The sequence below is a fragment of the Pseudomonas reactans genome (assembly GCF_013387025.1).
Classification (GTDB): Bacteria; Pseudomonadota; Gammaproteobacteria; order Pseudomonadales; family Pseudomonadaceae; genus Aquipseudomonas; species Aquipseudomonas reactans.
On sequence record NZ_JACAQP010000041.1, the window covers coordinates 1 to 16,087 of the forward strand.

Below are 16,087 nucleotides of genomic sequence, written 5' to 3' on the forward strand. Positions count from 1 at the left end.
AGAGCCCTTTGGTTACTTTGGGCTGGGCCGGCATTCCGGCTCTTTTCCAAAGTGACCCGCCGTAAGGGCGGAACCAATACCCGCCATCACCCAAATAACGGATATGTACTCCCCCCCAAACAAACCTATCCCGACAAAAACACTAGGACTTTGTACCTACGTAATATTTTGGCGTAAACTGCCGGCAAGCCTGTGAGGAGTTTCCATGACTGCCATAACCATTACCGACGCCGCCCACGATTACCTGGCTGACCTGCTGTCCAAGCAGAACACCCCAGGTATCGGCATCCGCGTCTTTATCACCCAGCCCGGCACCCAATACGCCGAGACTTGCATTGCCTACTGCAAGCCTGGTGAAGAGAAACCTGAAGACACCGCCCTGGGGCTGAAAAGCTTCACCGCCTACATCGATGCCTTCAGCGAAGCCTTCCTCGACGACGCCGTGGTCGACTACGCCACCGACCGCATGGGCGGCCAGTTGACCATCAAGGCGCCAAACGCCAAGGTGCCCAACGTCAACGCCGACAGCCCGGTGAACGAGCGCATCAACTACTACCTGCAGACCGAAATCAACCCAGGCCTGGCCAGCCACGGCGGCCAGGTCAGCCTGATCGACGTGGTCGATGATGGCATTGCGGTGTTGAAGTTCGGCGGCGGTTGCCAAGGCTGCGGCCAGGCGGACGTGACCCTACGCGAAGGCATCGAGCGCACCCTGCTGGAGCGCATTCCAGAGCTCAAGGGTGTACGTGACGTGACCGACCACACGCAGAAAGAAAACGCCTACTACTGAGTAAGGCGTTCACTGCGAACAAAAAAAACGGCGCCCCGTGAGCGCCGTTTTTTTATGCCCGGGTTTCAGGGGCGGTAAAGATGGGCATGGCCCGCGCGATACAGCGACGATTCGCTGAAGCTGTCACTGGCCAACACTCGGCCCACCACAATCAATGCAGTGCGCCGAAAGCCCTTGGCCGCCACTTTCTCGGCAATATCACTCAAGGTGCCCATCGCCCAATCCTGATCCGGCCAGGTCGCCCGGTGCACCACAGCAATCGGGCAGTCCGCGCCGTAGTGCGGCAGCAGTTCAGCGACGATCTTTTCCAAGTGATTGACCCCCAGGTGAATCGCCATGGTGGTGCCATGCCGGGCCAGGCTGTCGAAATCCTCGCCGGCGGGCATGCTGGTTTTATCGGCGTAGCGGGTCAGGATCACGCTCTGGGCGATGTCTGGCAGGGTCAGCTCGGTTTCCAGCAAGGCTGCGCAGGCGGCCACGGCGGTGACGCCGGGAATGATCTGGAAGGGGATGCCCAACTCCCGCAGGTGGCGGATCTGTTCGCCGATGGCGCCATACAAGCTTGGATCGCCAGAATGGACGCGCGCCACATCCTGGCCTTTCGCGTGAGCTGTCCTGATCAGATCGATGATCTGCTCCAGGTGCAATTCGGCGCTGTTGACTAGCGTTTCTGCCGAATGACCTTCCAAAACTGCCGTGGGGACCAATGAGCCTGCATAGATGATCACCGGGCAGCTGCGGATCAGCCGTTGGCCTTTGACGGTGATCAGTTCCGGGTCGCCGGGACCTGCGCCGATGAAGTAGACGGTCATGGTGGTTCCTGTCGAAAAGCGGGCGAGCATGAATGTTGCTCATGATCGGGGAGGGCGATTATCGGGATTTTAGTCGGCGCAAGCCAATGCAAAAGTGGCCTGGGCGGTTTTTTTGCGGGTAATCAGCAGGCGCGGAGGGCTGCCTGTGAGGCGTTCGGCAAGGGCCAGCGCGGCGCTTTCGGCGATGCCATAGCAGCCGGTATGGGCAAAAGCGATATCGGATTTATGGCTCAGGCGGTGTTCAAATACCGCCAATTGTTCAGCGCTGAAACACTGCAATGGCAGGTTCAGCGTCTGCGCCAGTGCCAGTAATCCCGGTTCATTCTGTTTGTGATCGATACTGGCCAGCGCAGCAATCCAGTGGCGTTCAATACCGCCCTCGGCGAGGGCGGCATCAAACAGCGCCAGCAAGGTCTGAACATCACAGCCCCGCTGGCATCCCAGGCCGACCACCAGGGTCATGCCGAGTATTGGTCGTCACGGTTGCGGCGGAACAGCCACGCGCTGATCAGGCCCAGGGCCAGCCAGAAGGCGACATTGGTCAACTGCGAAGCGATCTTGAACTGTGCCTCCAAAGCCTCCGGGGCCAGCATCGAATGCACTTCCGGTTGCGGCGCGCCGATCACGTGCGGTACGGCGAGGATCGCCACGCCCAGCACTTTCAGCAGCCAGTTGCGACCAAACACGATCAAGGCGATGCCGGCAGCGGTAGACGCTGCGGTGCCTATCCACCAGGTCTGACGCAGCGCCAGGTCGGCGGCAGCAGTGCCCGGCAGCTCAGGCGGCAGGCCCATCGTCGGTGCCAGTACGAAGGTTGCGTAACCGGCCAAGCCCCACAGCAGGCCTTGGGCGGTGCGGGTTGGCGCGCGCAGCGTGTAGAGACCGGCCAGCATCAGCGCAAAACCGACGGCGACCACCAGGTTACCGCCCGTGGTGGACAACACGCGCTGCCAGCCGTCCTCCGGCTCCCAGGCTTCGGCGTCATGGGTGTGGGCGGCAGCACCTTCGGCGTGCTCGTGGGCCATTTCGGTGGCGGCCGGGGCTTTTTCAAAGGTTTCCGCCTGCAGAATCAGCGGGGCGACCCAAAAGCTTTGCAGCAGAGTCAGCAGCAGGGCGGCCAACAGGCCGGTGAAACCTGCGGTTTGCGCGATACGCTTGATCATGTCGGCAGGTCTCAGTGGCACGGGAACGCGGCGCTGTGGCGGGTGTCGTGGGCAGCGTTGTGTACGGCCTCGATGTGCGAGAAACCGGCGAAATACACCAGGCACGCGCCGAGGATCGACGCGCCGATGGCGGCGGTCAGGCGTTGACTCAGGGTGGAGGTGCTGCTGGCGGAGTGCGAGGTGCTGCTGATGATCGACATGGCGCGTCCCTTTCAGGTGTCAGGGTGAAACGAGCGCATGAAAACCCCGCGAGCCGGGCACGCAGGGTTTGAACAGCGCCCGCCCACCGCGGGTTTGTTATCTGAATTTTTCGGGCCGGTCTCCGGGCTTGCGAGGGGGCTCTTGGAGGAGCCCTGAAAGCATCGCCTTCCCATGCAATTGCACAGTGGCTGTGACACTTCGCTCGCTTACCGTTGCGGGGGCAGCACCGGACTGGTCATATCGCTATGACGCACCGGTTTCCCGTTTCACCCTGTGAAGGGCACCCGAAACAAGACGTGTAGGAAAACATGGACGAGTAATGCGCGTCAAATACATGAGGTCAATGAGTCAAGTATTGTATGCCTCGTCCTTCCAGGAGGTCAGACAGTTTTACTCCTGAATGGGTAATTAACCCGCTTGGAACTGTTTTTAATCATATAGTCGAGGTTGGTGACGTCATAGCGTTCATCATCCTTGCCTGCGAACCCGAGGAAGCCGACACCAATATCCAATTGCTTAAGAAGTTCTGGACGTGCGAGTAACTCTCGGGCAACTTTTTTTGCCAGTTCGGGAATGTCACTGTCTTCGGCTTTTCTCAGTTCGTTGTAGTTGACATAACCATTACCTGTGGTGTCGTAAGTGGTATGAAAATCCTTGGCTAACTGTATCAGCTTGCGGTCACTCACCTGTGAAATCTCTCCCGCTTCTACGGCAACTGAGTCCAAATTAATTTGTCCGTCTTCGATGCCACCAGGGGGCTGGAGGTCGAGGTGTTTATAAAGATCAGGGCGTGCCAGAAACTCCTTCATCGTCTCTATTTGTTCTTGGGTAGCAGGTTCGCCGTTCTCTTGTGTGCCTTTTGCCATTCGATCGGCAGTATGGAGCGTGAAAAATTCGTTTCCCCAGGGATCAAGTGCAGGGGCCAATTCCAGTATTTTTTTCGTCAACGCTTGATCACTCAACGACTCAAGAGGGCGCGAGGTTGAAGTCAGGGAGGTTTCATTCAGTTGTGCGGGCTGCGGGGTGGCGTCGGTGCGCGTAGAGGCGATAGTAGACATGAGTTGATCTCAGTTGTGGTGTCTTAAATAGTCGTACGTCTAGGAGAAATCACGTTCATGGCTTCTTAACTAGACAGAATGTTTGTGTTGCCCTCCCTAGGTGGCGCAAGTCGTTTAATTGTTCCATGAACAGGGTTGATAAGTTTTTGCAAAGTAATACGTCATGTATTCGCGTCAATATGATCAGGCCTGCAATGTCGGCAGGCAGTGCGCTTGTTGATTCTTCCATAAAGCCCACTGACATTGACCATCCTGTCTGCACTGCGTAGCCTTGCACCCTCGAGGTTCTTCAGCCCCAGGCCGAAGCTAAGAAGGGAACGCGGTCCAAGCCGCGGCTGCCCCCGCAACTGTAAAGGGTTCAGCTGACTGCCACGCCACTGCCGAAAGGCGGGAAGGCGCAGCCAGCGCCGGTCGCAAGACCCGCAAGCCCCAAGCCAGGAGACCTGCCTCGCAACCGATTTTCTACTTCAACCGGGCGGGGTGATCCGGTGACGAAATCCGCTGCTGCGCACCGTCGCAGGGCCTATCGTCCCGTATGCCCGCCCCCAAGGGCATCCGATGAAAACACTGGCCAAACTCCCCGTCACCATCGTCACCGGCTTCCTCGGCTCGGGCAAAACCACCTTGCTGCGCCACATGCTCGACAACGCTCAGGGCCGTCGCATTGCCGTGATCGTCAACGAATTCGGCGAGCTGGGTATCGACGGTGAAATCCTCAAGCAGTGCTCCATCGGCTGCACCGAAGAAGAAGCCAACGGCCGCGTCTACGAGCTGGCCAACGGCTGCCTGTGCTGCACCGTGCAGGAAGAGTTCTTCCCGGTGATGCGCGAATTGGTGGCCCGCCGCGGCGACCTCGACCACATTCTCATCGAAACCTCCGGCCTGGCCCTGCCAAAACCGCTGGTCCAAGCCTTCCAATGGCCGGAAATCCGCAGCGCCTGCACCGTTGACGCCGTGATTACCGTCGTCGACAGCCCGGCTGTGGCCGCCGGCACCTTCGCCGCCTTCCCGGACCAAGTGGATGCGCAGCGCAAGCTCGACCCGAACCTGGACCACGAATCACCCCTGCACGAGCTGTTCGCCGACCAACTGGCTAGCGCTGACCTGGTAATCCTCAACAAGACCGACCTGATCAGCCCTGAAGACCTGGCCCGCGTGCGCCTGGAAGTCGCGGAAGAACTGCCACCCGCCGTCAAGATCATCGAAGCCAGCAGCGGTCGCCTGCCACTGGACGTGCTGATAGGTCTGGGTGCCGGCTCCGAAGAACACATCGACGGTCGCCACAGCCATCACGATCATCATCACGAAGGTGAAGACGATCACGACCACGACGCCTTCGACTCCATTTCCATCGACCTGCCGCAAGCCGACGAAGCACTGCTGCTCGACGCCTTGACCCAACTGGTGGTGCAACACGGCATCCTGCGCGTCAAAGGCTTCGCCGCGATCCCGAACAAACCGATGCGCCTGTTGATCCAGGGCGTGGGCACGCGTTTCGACAAGCACTTCGACCGTGCCTGGGGCGCTGACGAAGCGCGCATCACGCGCCTGGTGCTGATCGGTCAGGACCTCGACGCGGCCGGCCTTGAAGCGCAACTGCGCGCCGCCCTTAGCGTTTAACCCATGCACCTGCTCAGGACCCAGCCCGGTGGTTTCGTCTCGGACGACAATATTGCCGACCTTGGCCAAACCCCCGCTGACCTGGTGATCCTGTGCAGCGGCGATTCCAGCCTGGCGCTGCTGGCCGAAGCGGCGCAACAGTTGCCGGACGACTATCCCAGCTTTCGCCTGGCTAACCCGATGCAGGTGCAGAACCACGCCTCGGTCGACCTGTACGTCGATGAAGTGCTGCGCCACGCCAAGGTCATCCTGATCTCGCTGCATGGCGGTATCGGTTATTGGCGTTACGGCATCGAGCGTCTGGTGGAGTTGGCCGAAAGGGGCGTGCAGCTGATCCTGGTGCCGGGGGATGATCGCCCGGACCCGGAACTCAGTGGCCTGAGCACCGTCGACGTCAAAGCGCGTGATCGCCTCTGGCATTTCCTGCGCCAGGGTGGTCTGGGCAATGCGCTGGATTTCTATCGCTGCCTGGCCAGCACCTACCTGGACCGTGACTACGCCTGGGCCGAGCCGCAGACCCTGCCACGCACGGCGATTTATCACCCGCGCCATGCCAATGCTCGCCTGAATGATTGGCAGATGGATTGGAATGCCGAGTGGCCGGTGGCGGCGGTGCTGTTCTACCGCTCCCATTTGCAGGCGGCCAATACCGGTTTTATCGATGTGTTCTGCCAGCGCTTGCAAGCGGCGGGCCTCAACCCGTTGCCGATGGCGGTGGCCAGTTTAAAAGAGCCCGGCTGCCTGGCGGTGGTCGAGGACTTGCTGGACGAGGTGGGCGCGGCGGTGATCCTCAACACCACCGGCTTCGCCCAATCCAGCCCGGAAGCGCCGCACTTGCGCCCGTTTCGCCGCAATATCCCGGTGATTCAGGCGATCTGCGCCCAGGACAACCAGCCCGGCTGGGAAGCCAGCGAGCAAGGCCTAGGCCCCCGTGACCTGGCGATGCACATTGCTTTGCCGGAGCTGGACGGACGCATCATCAGCCGGCCGATCAGCTTCAAGGACCTGGCCTGGCACAGCGAGCGCAGCCAGTCGGATGTGGTGTGCTATCGAGCGGCGCCGGAACGCATGGATTTTGTCGCTGAATTGGCGCGGCGCTGGGTCGAGCTGGCGCGGGTACCGAATGCTGACAAACGCATCGCGCTGATCCTCGCGAATTACCCGACCCGCGATGGGCGTATCGGCAATGGTGTTGGCCTGGATACGCCGGCAGCGGCGCTGAATATTCTGCGCGCCTTGCACGCCGAGGGTTATCCGGTGCCGGATGCGCTGCCGGAAAGCGGCACTGCGCTGATACACGACTTGCTCGGCGGTGTCACCAACGACCTCGACAGCCTCGATCTACGGCCCTGCAATCAAAGCCTTGGCCTGGATGACTACGAAGCGATGTTCAGTCGCTTGCCCGAGGCCAATCGCCAGGCGGTGCTGGAACGTTGGGGCACGCCTCATAACGATCCGATGTTCCGCGACGGCCGCCTGATGATTGCTGGTTTGCGCCTGGGCCTGACGTTCGTTGGTATCCAGCCGGCGCGGGGTTATCAGGTGGACGCGAGCGCCGTCTACCACGACCCGGACCTGGTGCCGCCCCACGGCTACCTGGCGTTTTATTTCTGGCTGCGCCACACCTATGGCGCCCATGGCGTGATTCATGTGGGCAAGCACGGCAACCTTGAATGGTTGCCGGGCAAGGGCGTCGGCCTGTCGGAAAGCTGCTGGCCCGATGCGCTGCTGGGGCCGCTGCCGAATATCTATCCGTTTATCGTCAACGATCCGGGCGAGGGCGCCCAGGCCAAGCGACGTACCCAGGCGGTGATCATCGATCACCTGATGCCGCCGCTGACCCGTGCCGAAACCTACGGCCCGCTGCGTAACCTTGAGCTGTTGGCCGACGAATATTACGAGGCGCAACTGCTCGATCCGCGCCGCGCCCTGGAGTTGCAGAAAGACATCCTCAAGCTGGTGCGCGAAACCCGCATCGACCAGGAACTTGAGCTGGAGAGCGACGCCGACGCTGCCGTGTGGTTGCCGCGACTGGACACTTACCTGTGCGACTTGAAGGAGTCACAGATCCGCGATGGCCTGCACATCTTTGGTGAGTCGCCCGCAGGCCGCTTGCGTATCGACACGTTGCTGGCCTTGTTGCGTATCCCGCGTGGCGATGGGCGTGGCCCGCAATCAAGCCTGTTGCGCGTGCTGGCCAAGGCCTTTGAGTTGGGGTTCGACCCGCTGGACTGTGCTTTGGCCGAGCCCTGGACAGGGCGTCGACCGCTGGTATTGCAGAAGATCGACGCGCAATTGTGGCGCACCGCTGGCGATACCCGCGAACGCCTGGAGCTTTACGCGGCGCGGTTGATCGAGCAAGCGTTGGAAGGGCCGCTTGAACAGTTGGAAGAGCCCGGCTGGGAAGAGGTGAAGGCGGTTATCGAAAGCCTGCGCATCGTGGTGGCACCGCGTCTGGATGCTTGTGGCCCTGCGGAAATGCGTGGATTGCTGGATGCCCTCAGCGGCCGTTTTGTGCCGGCGGGCCCGAGTGGTGCACCGAGTCGCGGGCGTTTGGATGTGCTGCCGACGGGGCGCAACTTCTTCACCGTCGATGTGCGTAACCTGCCCACCACCACGGCCTGGCGCATCGGTTTCCAATCCGCCAACCTGATTCTTGAGCGACATTTACAGGACCACGGCGACCACCTGCGCCAGCTCGGCTTGTCGGTGTGGGGCACTGCCACCATGCGCACCGGCGGCGACGATATCGCCCAGGCCATGGCACTGATGGGCGTGCGCCCGGTGTGGGCGACCGGCAGCCAGCGGGTGGATGATTTCGAGATCCTGCCGATCAGCCTGTTGGATCGCCCGCGCGTAGACGTGACCTTGCGTGTGTCGGGCTTTTTCCGCGATGCCTTCGCCAATTTGATCCGCCTGTTCGACGCCGCGGTGCAGGCCGTGGCGGCGCTGGATGAGCCGGACGACATGAACCCGCTGGCCGCCAAGGTGCGCAGTGAGCGTGAGGCGCTGCTCATGTCGGGCCTGGACGAAGAGGCGGCGGCGAAACAAGCCGGTTGGCGCATCTTCGGCGCCAAGCCCGGCGCCTATGGCGCGGGCGTGCAGGGCGCGGTCGATGGTCGCCTATGGCAAAGTCGTGAAGACCTGGCCGAGGTTTACTTGAACTGGGGCGGCTACGCCTATGGCGGTTCCGACGAAGGCACCGCCGCCCGCGCGCAGTTTGCCCAGCGCTTGAGCCAGGTGCAGGCCGTTTTGCAAAACCAGGACAACCGCGAGCACGACCTGCTCGACTCCAACGATTACTACCAATTCCAAGGCGGCATGCTCGCGGCCGTGGAGACACTGAGCGGCGACAAGGCGGCCAGCTATCATGGTGACCACAGCCAGCCCGATCTGCCGAAGATCCGCACCCTGAAGGAAGAGCTGAACCGGGTGATCCGTTCCCGCGCCGCCAACCCCAAGTGGATCGAAGGCGTGAAGCGCCATGGCTATAAAGGTGCCTTCGAAATGGCGGCAACCGTGGACAACCTGTTCGCCTTCGATGCCACCACGGCGCTGATTGACGATCACCAATACGCCCTGTTGGCCGACGCTTATTTGCTCGACCCCGACACCCGCGCCTTTGTGCAGCAACACAACCCTGATGCACTGCGGGACATGACCGAGCGCATGCTCGAAGCCCAGCAGCGCGGTATGTGGCAGGAGCCGGGAGCGTACCGCGAGGCGTTGGAAAACCTGTTGCTTGATATAGAAGAGGATGGCTGAGGTGTCACGCCTGGCATGTGTGGCCAGTGAGGTTGCTGTGGCGAGCGGGCTTGCCACAGGGCACCTGCTGAGCGATGAATTTGATCGAGGGTACGCATGACTGACATTCCCCATTTCCCGCTGTCCGCCGTAGTCGGCGCCGATGACTTGAAACTGGCACTGTGCCTGACCGCCATCGACCCGAAGATCGGCGGTGTGCTGATCGAAGGCCCGCGCGGCATGGCCAAGTCGACCTTGGCGCGTGGTCTGGCGGACCTGCTGGCCAGTGGTCAATTCGTGACGTTGCCCCTGGGCGCGACTGAAGAGCGCCTTGTCGGCACGCTGGACCTGGACGCTGCATTGGGCGAGGGTCGGGCGCAGTTCTCGCCCGGCGTATTGGCCAAGGCGGATGGCGGCGTGTTGTACGTCGATGAAGTCAACCTGCTGCCCGATCACCTGGTGGATGTGCTGCTGGACGTGGCCGCCAGTGGCACCAACGTGATCGAGCGCGACGGTATTTCCCATCGCCATTCGGCGCGCTTCGTGCTGATCGGCACCATGAACCCGGAGGAGGGCGAGTTGCGTCCGCAACTGCTCGACCGTTTTGGTTTCAACGTGGCGTTGAGCGGGCAGACCTTGCCGGCCGAGCGTGGGCAGATTATTCGTCGGCGCCTGGATTTCGACAGCGACCCGGCGGCGTTCTGCGCGCAATGGGAAGCGTCGCAGGCGGCCTTGCGCGAACGCTGCACTCAGGCGCGAGCACAGCTGGACACGATCGCGCTGGATGACGAGGCGCTGGCACAGATCACCGAGCGGTGTTTTGCAGCAGGTGTCGACGGTTTGCGTGCGGACCTGGTGTGGTTGCGCGGCGCACGGGCCCACGCCGCCTGGCGTGGCGCCAGGGCTATAGCCGAGGAAGATATCGAAGCGGTTGCCGAATTTGCCCTGCGTCATCGCCGCCAGGAGCAAGTTCCTCCGCCCAGTCCACCGAGTGAAGGGCAGTCGCCCAAATCCACCGACGCTTCGCCAGGCCAAGGCCAGTGGGGCGACATGCCCGCTCCGGCCCTGCCCACCGGAGCGCGCCGGGAAGTCCCCACCTGGCCAAAAAAGCCCTAGGCATTCGCCCCCAACCTGACACGGGGGCGGATGCCCGCCCCAAGGCAGGGCGACTGGACAGCGGCAGTTACGGTAAGGCGCGCAGCGCGAAACAAGGCTCGATCAATTGGCCGGGCACCTTGCTCGGTGGCCGCCCGCAAACCCGTGAAGACCTACTGTTTCACCTGCGCACCCGTTCGGCCCATGAGCTGTGGCTGGTGATTGTCGATGCGTCGGCGTCCACCCGGCGGCACCGTGCGCTCACCGATGCCAAGGGCTTGTTGGCGCAATTGTTTGATGACGGCTACCGCCAGCGGGCGCGGATGGCATTGTTGACGGCCAGCGGGCACTCGCCCAAATGGCAGGTCCAGGGGCTGAAGGCGGCGAAGGGCTTGGCGGGTTGGCTGGATCAATTGGGCGCGGGCGGTGGTACGCCATTGCTGGCTGCGTTGACCGAGGCCGGGGCTTGGCTGGCGCTGCGGCGCAAGCGTTATCCGGCTGAACAACAGCGGCTGCTGGTAATCACTGACGGGAGACTCAAGGACATCGCCGGGTTGCCGTTGCTGGAGTGTCCGGGGCTGTTGGTGGATATCGAGCGTGGGCCGATCAGGATGGGGCGGTCGCAGGCGCTGGCGGTAGGGCTGCAACTGGATTACCGGCATATTGACGATTAGGTGTTGCCGGGCACATTCGGCCAAAGGTCTGCCACCAGGAATAATCGCTCGGCTTCTTCCCAATCCTCGTTCACTTGAACCATCCGTACCAACAACTGCGCCGGCGCCATCGGGTCCAGCTCCGCCAGCCAACCCCTCATCTGGTCTTCACTCCAGACTTCATCCGCCGTGTAATGCGCCGGTGCCAACCACGCATGTCGGGGCAGGGGTTGCCAGCGGCCCGGCTGGCTGCGGGCGACAAACGCTTGCCAATCACGCTGATGCAACCAGCGTCCCCGCAGGTGTTGTGGATGAGCGCCAACGGGCTCAACGGCCTCGCCCGGCCAGGGGTACAACAGATAGCCGCCCAGCCACAAATGCGCATCGAAATGCTGGATATCCAGCGCCGCCAACGCCTCTCGGCTTTCCACCCGCGCTGAAATCGGCAGTTGATGCTGGACCAGATGCGCCAGTTTGCGGTCCAGCCGGTCATGGCAACCCGGCCCCAGCCATTGCGCCGTATCTTGGCCGTTACCGTCCTGTGGCCCGAGATACAGTTTGATCGCCAGTTCCAGGTGATGCACGCCGTCACGGTCACGCAGCAACATGTCCAGCTCACCGAGGGTGTGCCCGGCGCGGCGGATCGGAAGGTTCGCGGCCAACAATTCGACACCCGGCGCATGCTGCACGGCGAACTGCCACAGGCGCTCGTAATACAGGCCCAGGCGACGGGTGCGTGACTGGTTCAGCCACTGCTGCAAGGCGCTGCTGTCCTGATCGAGCTGGCGCAGCCAGTGCTCCAGCAGATGAGGCGCTTGCACCCAATCGCTGCCGGTCAGCGGATGGCGTTGCGGCCACGGCGTTTGCGCCAGCATCGGCGGGGCGAGCATCACCCACGCCAGGTCGCGCACTTCAGGGTGGCGCAGCTGGCGGGGCAGGTTGTGCAGATCCGGGAACACAGTCATGGTCCGAGCATAGCCTTTTAAGTGCGGTGCAGGTGGATGAGAACCCTTGTCATCAAGGCTTCACGGCGACAAAGGATTTTGCCTGGGGCGGCCTTTCGCCCATAATCCTTCTTTTTGCCACACCCCAAATCCCGCAGGAGCCCCATGGAGCAATTTCGCAATATCGGCATTATCGGTCGCCTGGGCAGTACCCAGGTGTTGGACACCGTCCGCCGGCTGAAAAAATTCCTGCTGGAACGCCACCTGCATGTGATCCTCGAAGACACCATCGCCGAAATCCTTCCTGGCCACGGCCTGCAGACCTCATCACGCAAGATGCTCGGTGAAGTGTGTGACATGGTGATTGTGGTCGGCGGCGACGGCAGCCTGCTCGGCGCCGCCCGTGCCTTGGCACGGCATAACGTGCCGGTGCTGGGGATCAACCGTGGCAGCCTGGGTTTTCTCACCGATATCCGCCCGGATGAGCTGGAAGTCGAAGTGGCCAAGGTGCTCGACGGCCATTACCTGGTGGAGAACCGCTTCCTGCTGCAAGCCGAAGTGCGCCGCCACGGCGAAGCCATCGGCCAGGGCGATGCCCTGAATGACGTGGTGTTGCATCCCGGCAAGTCCACGCGGATGATCGAGTTCGAACTCTATATAGACGGCCAGTTCGTGTGCAGCCAGAAGGCCGACGGCCTGATTGTAGCCACGCCCACCGGCTCCACCGCCTATGCGTTGTCGGCGGGTGGCCCGATCATGCATCCCAAGCTGGATGCCATTGTGATCGTGCCGATGTACCCCCATATGTTGTCGAGCAGGCCGATTGTGGTCGACGGCAACAGTGAGCTGAAAATCGTGGTGTCCAAAGACATGCAAATCTACCCGCAGGTGTCGTGTGACGGGCAGAACCATTTCACCTGCGCCCCCGGTGACACCATCACCGTGAGCAAAAAGGCACAGAAGTTGCGGTTGATCCACCCGCTGGACCACAACTACTACGAAGTGTGCCGCACCAAGCTGGGCTGGGGCAGCCGCTTGGGGGGTGGAGGCGACTGATGCTCGATCCCGCGCGTAGCTACGACCTGATTGGTGACGTGCACGGTTGCGCTCATACCCTTGAGCACTTGCTCGACCTGTTGGGTTACCACAAGCAGGGCGGCACCTGGCGCCATCCATCGCGCATGGCGGTGTTCCTCGGCGATATCATCGACCGTGGCCCACGTATCCGCGAGGCGTTGCACATCGTCCACGACATGACCGAAGCCGGCCAGGCGCTGTGCATCATGGGCAACCATGAGTTCAATGCGCTGGGCTGGACCACGCCGGCACCGCCGGGCAGTGGCAGGCAGTTCGTGCGCGAACACAACCCACGGCACGCGCGGTTGATCCACGAGACCCTGACTCAGTTCGAACGCCACCCGGCCGACTGGCACGACTTCCTCGGCTGGTTCTATGACATGCCACTGTTTGTCGATGCCGGACGCTTCCGTGTGGTGCATGCCTGCTGGGATGACGGCTTTATCGATCCGTTGCGCGCCACGTTCCCGGACGGCTGCATCGACCAGCACTTCCTGCAGGCCGCCGCCGTGCCGGGCAGTTTTGCCTGCAACGCTTTCGACCGTCTGCTGCGTGGCACCGACATGCGTCTGCCGGATGGCCTCACGCTGACCGGTGGCGATGGCCTGACGCGTTCGTTCTTCCGCACCAAGTTCTGGGAAGACGACCCCAAGACCTACGGCGACATCGTGTTCCAGCCCGACGCCTTGCCGGAGCCAGTGGCGCGTACGCCGTTATCGTCCACTGAAAAGAATTCCCTGCTGCGCTACGGCGTCGACGAACCTTTGTTGTTTGTCGGGCATTACTGGCGCAGCGGCAAACCGGCGCCGATCCGCGAGAACCTGGCGTGCCTGGACTACAGCGCCGTGCTGTACGGCAAGCTGGTGGCTTATCGTCTGGATCAGGAAACGCGCCTGGATCCGAGTAAATTCGTATGGGTCGACGTTGAGCGCCCCGAGGTCATCAAATGAGTACCGTGGCTGTATTGCGCCTGCCCCTGAGTGTTGATCTGGGCGGCTTTGTCCAGTTGCTGCAACGCATGCACGTGCCCCACCGCGTCAGCGAAGAGGCGGGCGAGCAGGTGTTGTGGGTGCCGGAAACCATCAGCGACGACGTGCGTGTGCTGTATCAACGCTTTCCCGCCGGTGACCCGGACCAGCAACTGGATATTCCCGAGCAGGCGCCGGTCAAGCGCCCCGGGTTTGTGCAGCAACTGCGCCAAAGCCCGGTGACTGCGCTGGTGTTGCTGGCAAGCATCATCGTAGGCGCGCTGACCTTGCTCGGTGAAAACCTGCCAGCCATGAGCTGGCTGACGTTCCTGCAGTTTCGCATCGTCGGCGAGTACATCCAGTTCACGCCCCTGGCCGACAGCCTGGCGGCGGGTCAGTGGTGGCGCCTGGTCACGCCGATGCTGATCCACTTCGGCATCCTGCACCTGGCCATGAACGGCATGTGGTACTGGGAACTGGGCCGGCGCATCGAAGCGCGCCAGGGCAGCATCAACTTGCTCGGCCTGACGCTGTTGTTCAGCCTGGTGTCGAACTACGCTCAATACGTTTTTGGCGGCCCTGGCCTGTTCGGTGGGTTGTCCGGTGTGCTGTATGGCCTGCTCGGGCATTGCTGGATCTTTCAATTACTGTCGCCAAATCCGGCCTATCGCCTGCCCCGTGGGGTGCTGGTGATGATGCTGGTGTGGTTGCTGCTTTGCCTGTCGGGGCTGGTCTCGATGATCGGTTTCGGCGAAATCGCCAACGCTGCCCATGTCGGCGGCCTGGTTATCGGTTGCCTGACGGGTTTGCTAGGTGGGCTGTACAGCCGCCGCAAAGCCTCTCTTTGATAAGGAAGAGCCTTATGTCCTCTTTTGCTGAAATGATCGAAAACATCACCCCGGACATCTACGAGAGCCTCAAGCTCGCCGTGGAGATCGGCAAGTGGTCCGATGGCCGCAAGCTCTCCGCCGAACAGCGCGAGCTGTCGTTGCAGGCCATGATCGCCTGGGAAATCCAGAACCTGCCGGAAGAGCAGCGCACCGGCTACATGGGCCCGCAGGAATGTGCGTCCAAGTCGGCTCCGGTGCCGAACATCCTGTTCAAGTCGGATGCGATCCATTGATTGAAATTGGTCGCGGTGCAGTCAGCAAGATGTCGGCGCAACTCGGTGAGCCGACCGTTCAATACGCGTTTCGTTTGGGCGATGTCGAGGTGCCGGTCAACCCGTTGATTGGTACACACGTACGCCTGGAATACCTCGGTGCCATCCATTGCAGCCATTGCGGCCGCAAGACCAAGACCAGCTTCAGCCAGGGTTACTGCTACCCGTGCATGACCAAGCTGGCCCAGTGTGACCTGTGCATTATGAGCCCCGAGCGTTGTCATTACGACGCTGGCACCTGCCGCGATCCGGGCTGGGGTGAAAAATTCTGCATGACCGACCACGTGGTGTACCTGGCGAATTCGTCGGGGATCAAGGTCGGCATCACCCGCGCCACCCAGTTGCCGACGCGCTGGCTGGACCAGGGCGCGAGCCAGGCGCTGCCGATCATGCGCGTGGCGACCCGCCAGCAGTCCGGTTTCGTCGAAGACCTGTTCCGCAGTCAAGTAGCCGATAAAACCAACTGGCGTGCGCTGCTCAAAGGCGACGCCCAAGCCGTCGACCTCAAGCAGGTGCGCGATGAGCTGTTCGCCTCTTGCGCCGAAGGCTTGCTCGGTTTGCAGGAACGCTTTGGCCTGCAAGCCATCCAACCGGTAACCGACATCGAACCGATCGAAATCCGCTACCCGGTCGAGCAGTATCCGGCCAAGATCGTCAGCTTCAACCTGGACAAGAACCCGATTGCCGAAGGCACGCTGCTGGGGATCAAGGGCCAATACCTGATCTTCGACACCGGCGTTATCAACATTCGTAAGTACACGGCCTACCAGCTCGCCGTGCATCAGTAGAAGGATGCCACC

Annotated in this window: 16 protein-coding genes and 2 riboswitches; of the genes, 10 read left to right on the forward strand and 6 right to left on the reverse strand. The window is 61.8% G+C overall.

Annotation, left to right across the window (positions count from 1 at the left end):
- Positions 1-205 precede the first annotated feature (205 nt).
- Positions 206-790, forward strand: coding sequence for a Fe-S biogenesis protein NfuA (gene nfuA, locus HX793_RS27760; protein ID WP_003190728.1), 585 nt, complete (start codon positions 206-208; stop codon positions 788-790).
- 65 nt (positions 791-855) lie between these two features.
- Here the strand turns inward: nfuA and cobM are convergent, their stop codons facing one another.
- The 5 genes from cobM to HX793_RS27785 all read right to left on the reverse strand — a co-directional run bounded on the left by cobM (position 856) and on the right by HX793_RS27785 (position 4,024).
- Positions 856-1,602: a precorrin-4 C(11)-methyltransferase gene (cobM, locus tag HX793_RS27765; RefSeq protein WP_016979437.1), complete on the reverse strand. Its 747-nt coding sequence runs from the start codon at positions 1,600-1,602 to the stop codon at positions 856-858.
- Positions 1,603-1,671: 69 nt separating this feature from the next.
- Complete coding sequence (locus HX793_RS27770; RefSeq protein ID WP_177052993.1) at positions 1,672-2,064, reverse strand: cobalamin biosynthesis protein; 393 nt, start codon at positions 2,062-2,064, stop codon at positions 1,672-1,674.
- Positions 2,061-2,765 (reverse strand): CbtA family protein, encoded by a 705-nt coding sequence (locus HX793_RS27775; RefSeq protein WP_016979436.1) that lies wholly within the window; start codon positions 2,763-2,765, stop codon positions 2,061-2,063. The genes HX793_RS27770 and HX793_RS27775 overlap by 4 nt, the downstream gene beginning before the upstream one ends.
- Positions 2,766-2,776: 11 nt before the next feature.
- The gene (locus HX793_RS27780; protein WP_012723860.1) at positions 2,777-2,965 is read right to left on the reverse strand and encodes a CbtB domain-containing protein; all 189 of its coding nucleotides are present in this window, start codon (positions 2,963-2,965) and stop codon (positions 2,777-2,779) included.
- 96 nt (positions 2,966-3,061) lie between these two features.
- Positions 3,062-3,269, reverse strand: a riboswitch (cobalamin riboswitch).
- Positions 3,270-3,346: 77 nt separating this feature from the next.
- Positions 3,347-4,024: a hypothetical protein gene (locus HX793_RS27785; protein ID WP_177094425.1), complete on the reverse strand. Its 678-nt coding sequence runs from the start codon at positions 4,022-4,024 to the stop codon at positions 3,347-3,349.
- Positions 4,025-4,289: 265 nt separating this feature from the next.
- Positions 4,290-4,489, forward strand: a riboswitch (cobalamin riboswitch).
- A 93-nt stretch (positions 4,490-4,582) separates the two neighbouring features.
- Between HX793_RS27785 and cobW the strand changes: the two genes are divergently transcribed.
- The 4 genes from cobW (at position 4,583) to HX793_RS27805 (ending at position 11,157) form a co-directional block, all read left to right on the forward strand.
- Complete coding sequence (gene cobW, locus HX793_RS27790; RefSeq protein WP_177005202.1) at positions 4,583-5,644, forward strand: cobalamin biosynthesis protein CobW; 1,062 nt, start codon at positions 4,583-4,585, stop codon at positions 5,642-5,644.
- A gap of 3 nt (positions 5,645-5,647) precedes the next feature.
- Complete coding sequence (gene cobN / locus HX793_RS27795) at positions 5,648-9,409, forward strand: cobaltochelatase subunit CobN (protein ID WP_177094427.1); 3,762 nt, start codon at positions 5,648-5,650, stop codon at positions 9,407-9,409.
- Positions 9,410-9,505: 96 nt separating this feature from the next.
- Positions 9,506-10,504, forward strand: a complete 999-nt coding sequence (locus HX793_RS27800; protein ID WP_177094429.1) for a magnesium chelatase ATPase subunit I — start codon at positions 9,506-9,508, stop codon at positions 10,502-10,504.
- A gap of 53 nt (positions 10,505-10,557) precedes the next feature.
- Entirely contained in the window at positions 10,558-11,157 is a 600-nt protein-coding gene (locus tag HX793_RS27805) for a vWA domain-containing protein (protein WP_177094447.1), read from the forward strand.
- Here the strand turns inward: HX793_RS27805 and HX793_RS27810 are convergent.
- Positions 11,154-12,101 (reverse strand): DUF1853 family protein, encoded by a 948-nt coding sequence (locus tag HX793_RS27810; protein ID WP_177094431.1) that lies wholly within the window; start codon positions 12,099-12,101, stop codon positions 11,154-11,156. The genes HX793_RS27805 and HX793_RS27810 overlap by 4 nt on opposite strands.
- A gap of 144 nt (positions 12,102-12,245) precedes the next feature.
- On the opposite strand from HX793_RS27810, the gene HX793_RS27815 reads away from it, so the two are divergent.
- From HX793_RS27815 to HX793_RS27835, 5 genes are read left to right on the forward strand one after another with little or no spacing between them, the layout of a single operon-like run.
- Positions 12,246-13,136 carry an NAD(+) kinase gene (locus HX793_RS27815; RefSeq protein WP_003217892.1) on the forward strand — a complete coding sequence of 297 codons (891 nt, stop codon included), beginning with the start codon at positions 12,246-12,248 and terminating at the stop codon, positions 13,134-13,136.
- Positions 13,133-14,107, forward strand: a complete 975-nt coding sequence (locus tag HX793_RS27820) for a metallophosphoesterase (RefSeq protein ID WP_177094446.1) — start codon at positions 13,133-13,135, stop codon at positions 14,105-14,107. Before HX793_RS27815 ends, HX793_RS27820 begins: the two co-directional genes overlap by 4 nt.
- Positions 14,104-14,973 carry a rhomboid family intramembrane serine protease gene (locus tag HX793_RS27825; RefSeq protein WP_177062308.1) on the forward strand — a complete coding sequence of 290 codons (870 nt, stop codon included), beginning with the start codon at positions 14,104-14,106 and terminating at the stop codon, positions 14,971-14,973. The genes HX793_RS27820 and HX793_RS27825 overlap by 4 nt, the downstream gene beginning before the upstream one ends.
- Before the next feature lie 14 nt (positions 14,974-14,987).
- A complete protein-coding gene (locus HX793_RS27830) occupies positions 14,988-15,248 on the forward strand; it encodes a YeaC family protein (RefSeq protein ID WP_033902243.1) in 261 nt (86 codons plus the stop codon).
- Positions 15,245-16,075, forward strand: a complete 831-nt coding sequence (locus HX793_RS27835) for a DUF2797 domain-containing protein (RefSeq protein WP_016979427.1) — start codon at positions 15,245-15,247, stop codon at positions 16,073-16,075. Before HX793_RS27830 ends, HX793_RS27835 begins: the two co-directional genes overlap by 4 nt.
- Positions 16,076-16,087: the final 12 nt, after the last annotated feature.

Bases quoted from the DNA above. Each gene is read 5' to 3' on its own strand.
- nfuA (WP_003190728.1), top strand. From the start codon at position 206: ATGACTGCCATAACCATTACCGACGCCGCCCACGATTACCTGGCTGAC.
- cobM (WP_016979437.1), bottom strand. From the start codon at position 1,602: ATGACCGTCTACTTCATCGGCGCAGGTCCCGGCGACCCGGAACTGATC.
- HX793_RS27770 (WP_177052993.1), bottom strand. From the start codon at position 2,064: ATGACCCTGGTGGTCGGCCTGGGATGCCAGCGGGGCTGTGATGTTCAG.
- HX793_RS27775 (WP_016979436.1), bottom strand. From the start codon at position 2,765: ATGATCAAGCGTATCGCGCAAACCGCAGGTTTCACCGGCCTGTTGGCC.
- HX793_RS27780 (WP_012723860.1), bottom strand. From the start codon at position 2,965: ATGTCGATCATCAGCAGCACCTCGCACTCCGCCAGCAGCACCTCCACC.
- HX793_RS27785 (WP_177094425.1), bottom strand. From the start codon at position 4,024: ATGTCTACTATCGCCTCTACGCGCACCGACGCCACCCCGCAGCCCGCA.
- cobW (WP_177005202.1), top strand. From the start codon at position 4,583: ATGAAAACACTGGCCAAACTCCCCGTCACCATCGTCACCGGCTTCCTC.
- cobN (WP_177094427.1), top strand. From the start codon at position 5,648: ATGCACCTGCTCAGGACCCAGCCCGGTGGTTTCGTCTCGGACGACAAT.
- HX793_RS27800 (WP_177094429.1), top strand. From the start codon at position 9,506: ATGACTGACATTCCCCATTTCCCGCTGTCCGCCGTAGTCGGCGCCGAT.
- HX793_RS27810 (WP_177094431.1), bottom strand. From the start codon at position 12,101: ATGACTGTGTTCCCGGATCTGCACAACCTGCCCCGCCAGCTGCGCCAC.
- HX793_RS27815 (WP_003217892.1), top strand. From the start codon at position 12,246: ATGGAGCAATTTCGCAATATCGGCATTATCGGTCGCCTGGGCAGTACC.
- HX793_RS27825 (WP_177062308.1), top strand. From the start codon at position 14,104: ATGAGTACCGTGGCTGTATTGCGCCTGCCCCTGAGTGTTGATCTGGGC.
- HX793_RS27830 (WP_033902243.1), top strand. From the start codon at position 14,988: ATGTCCTCTTTTGCTGAAATGATCGAAAACATCACCCCGGACATCTAC.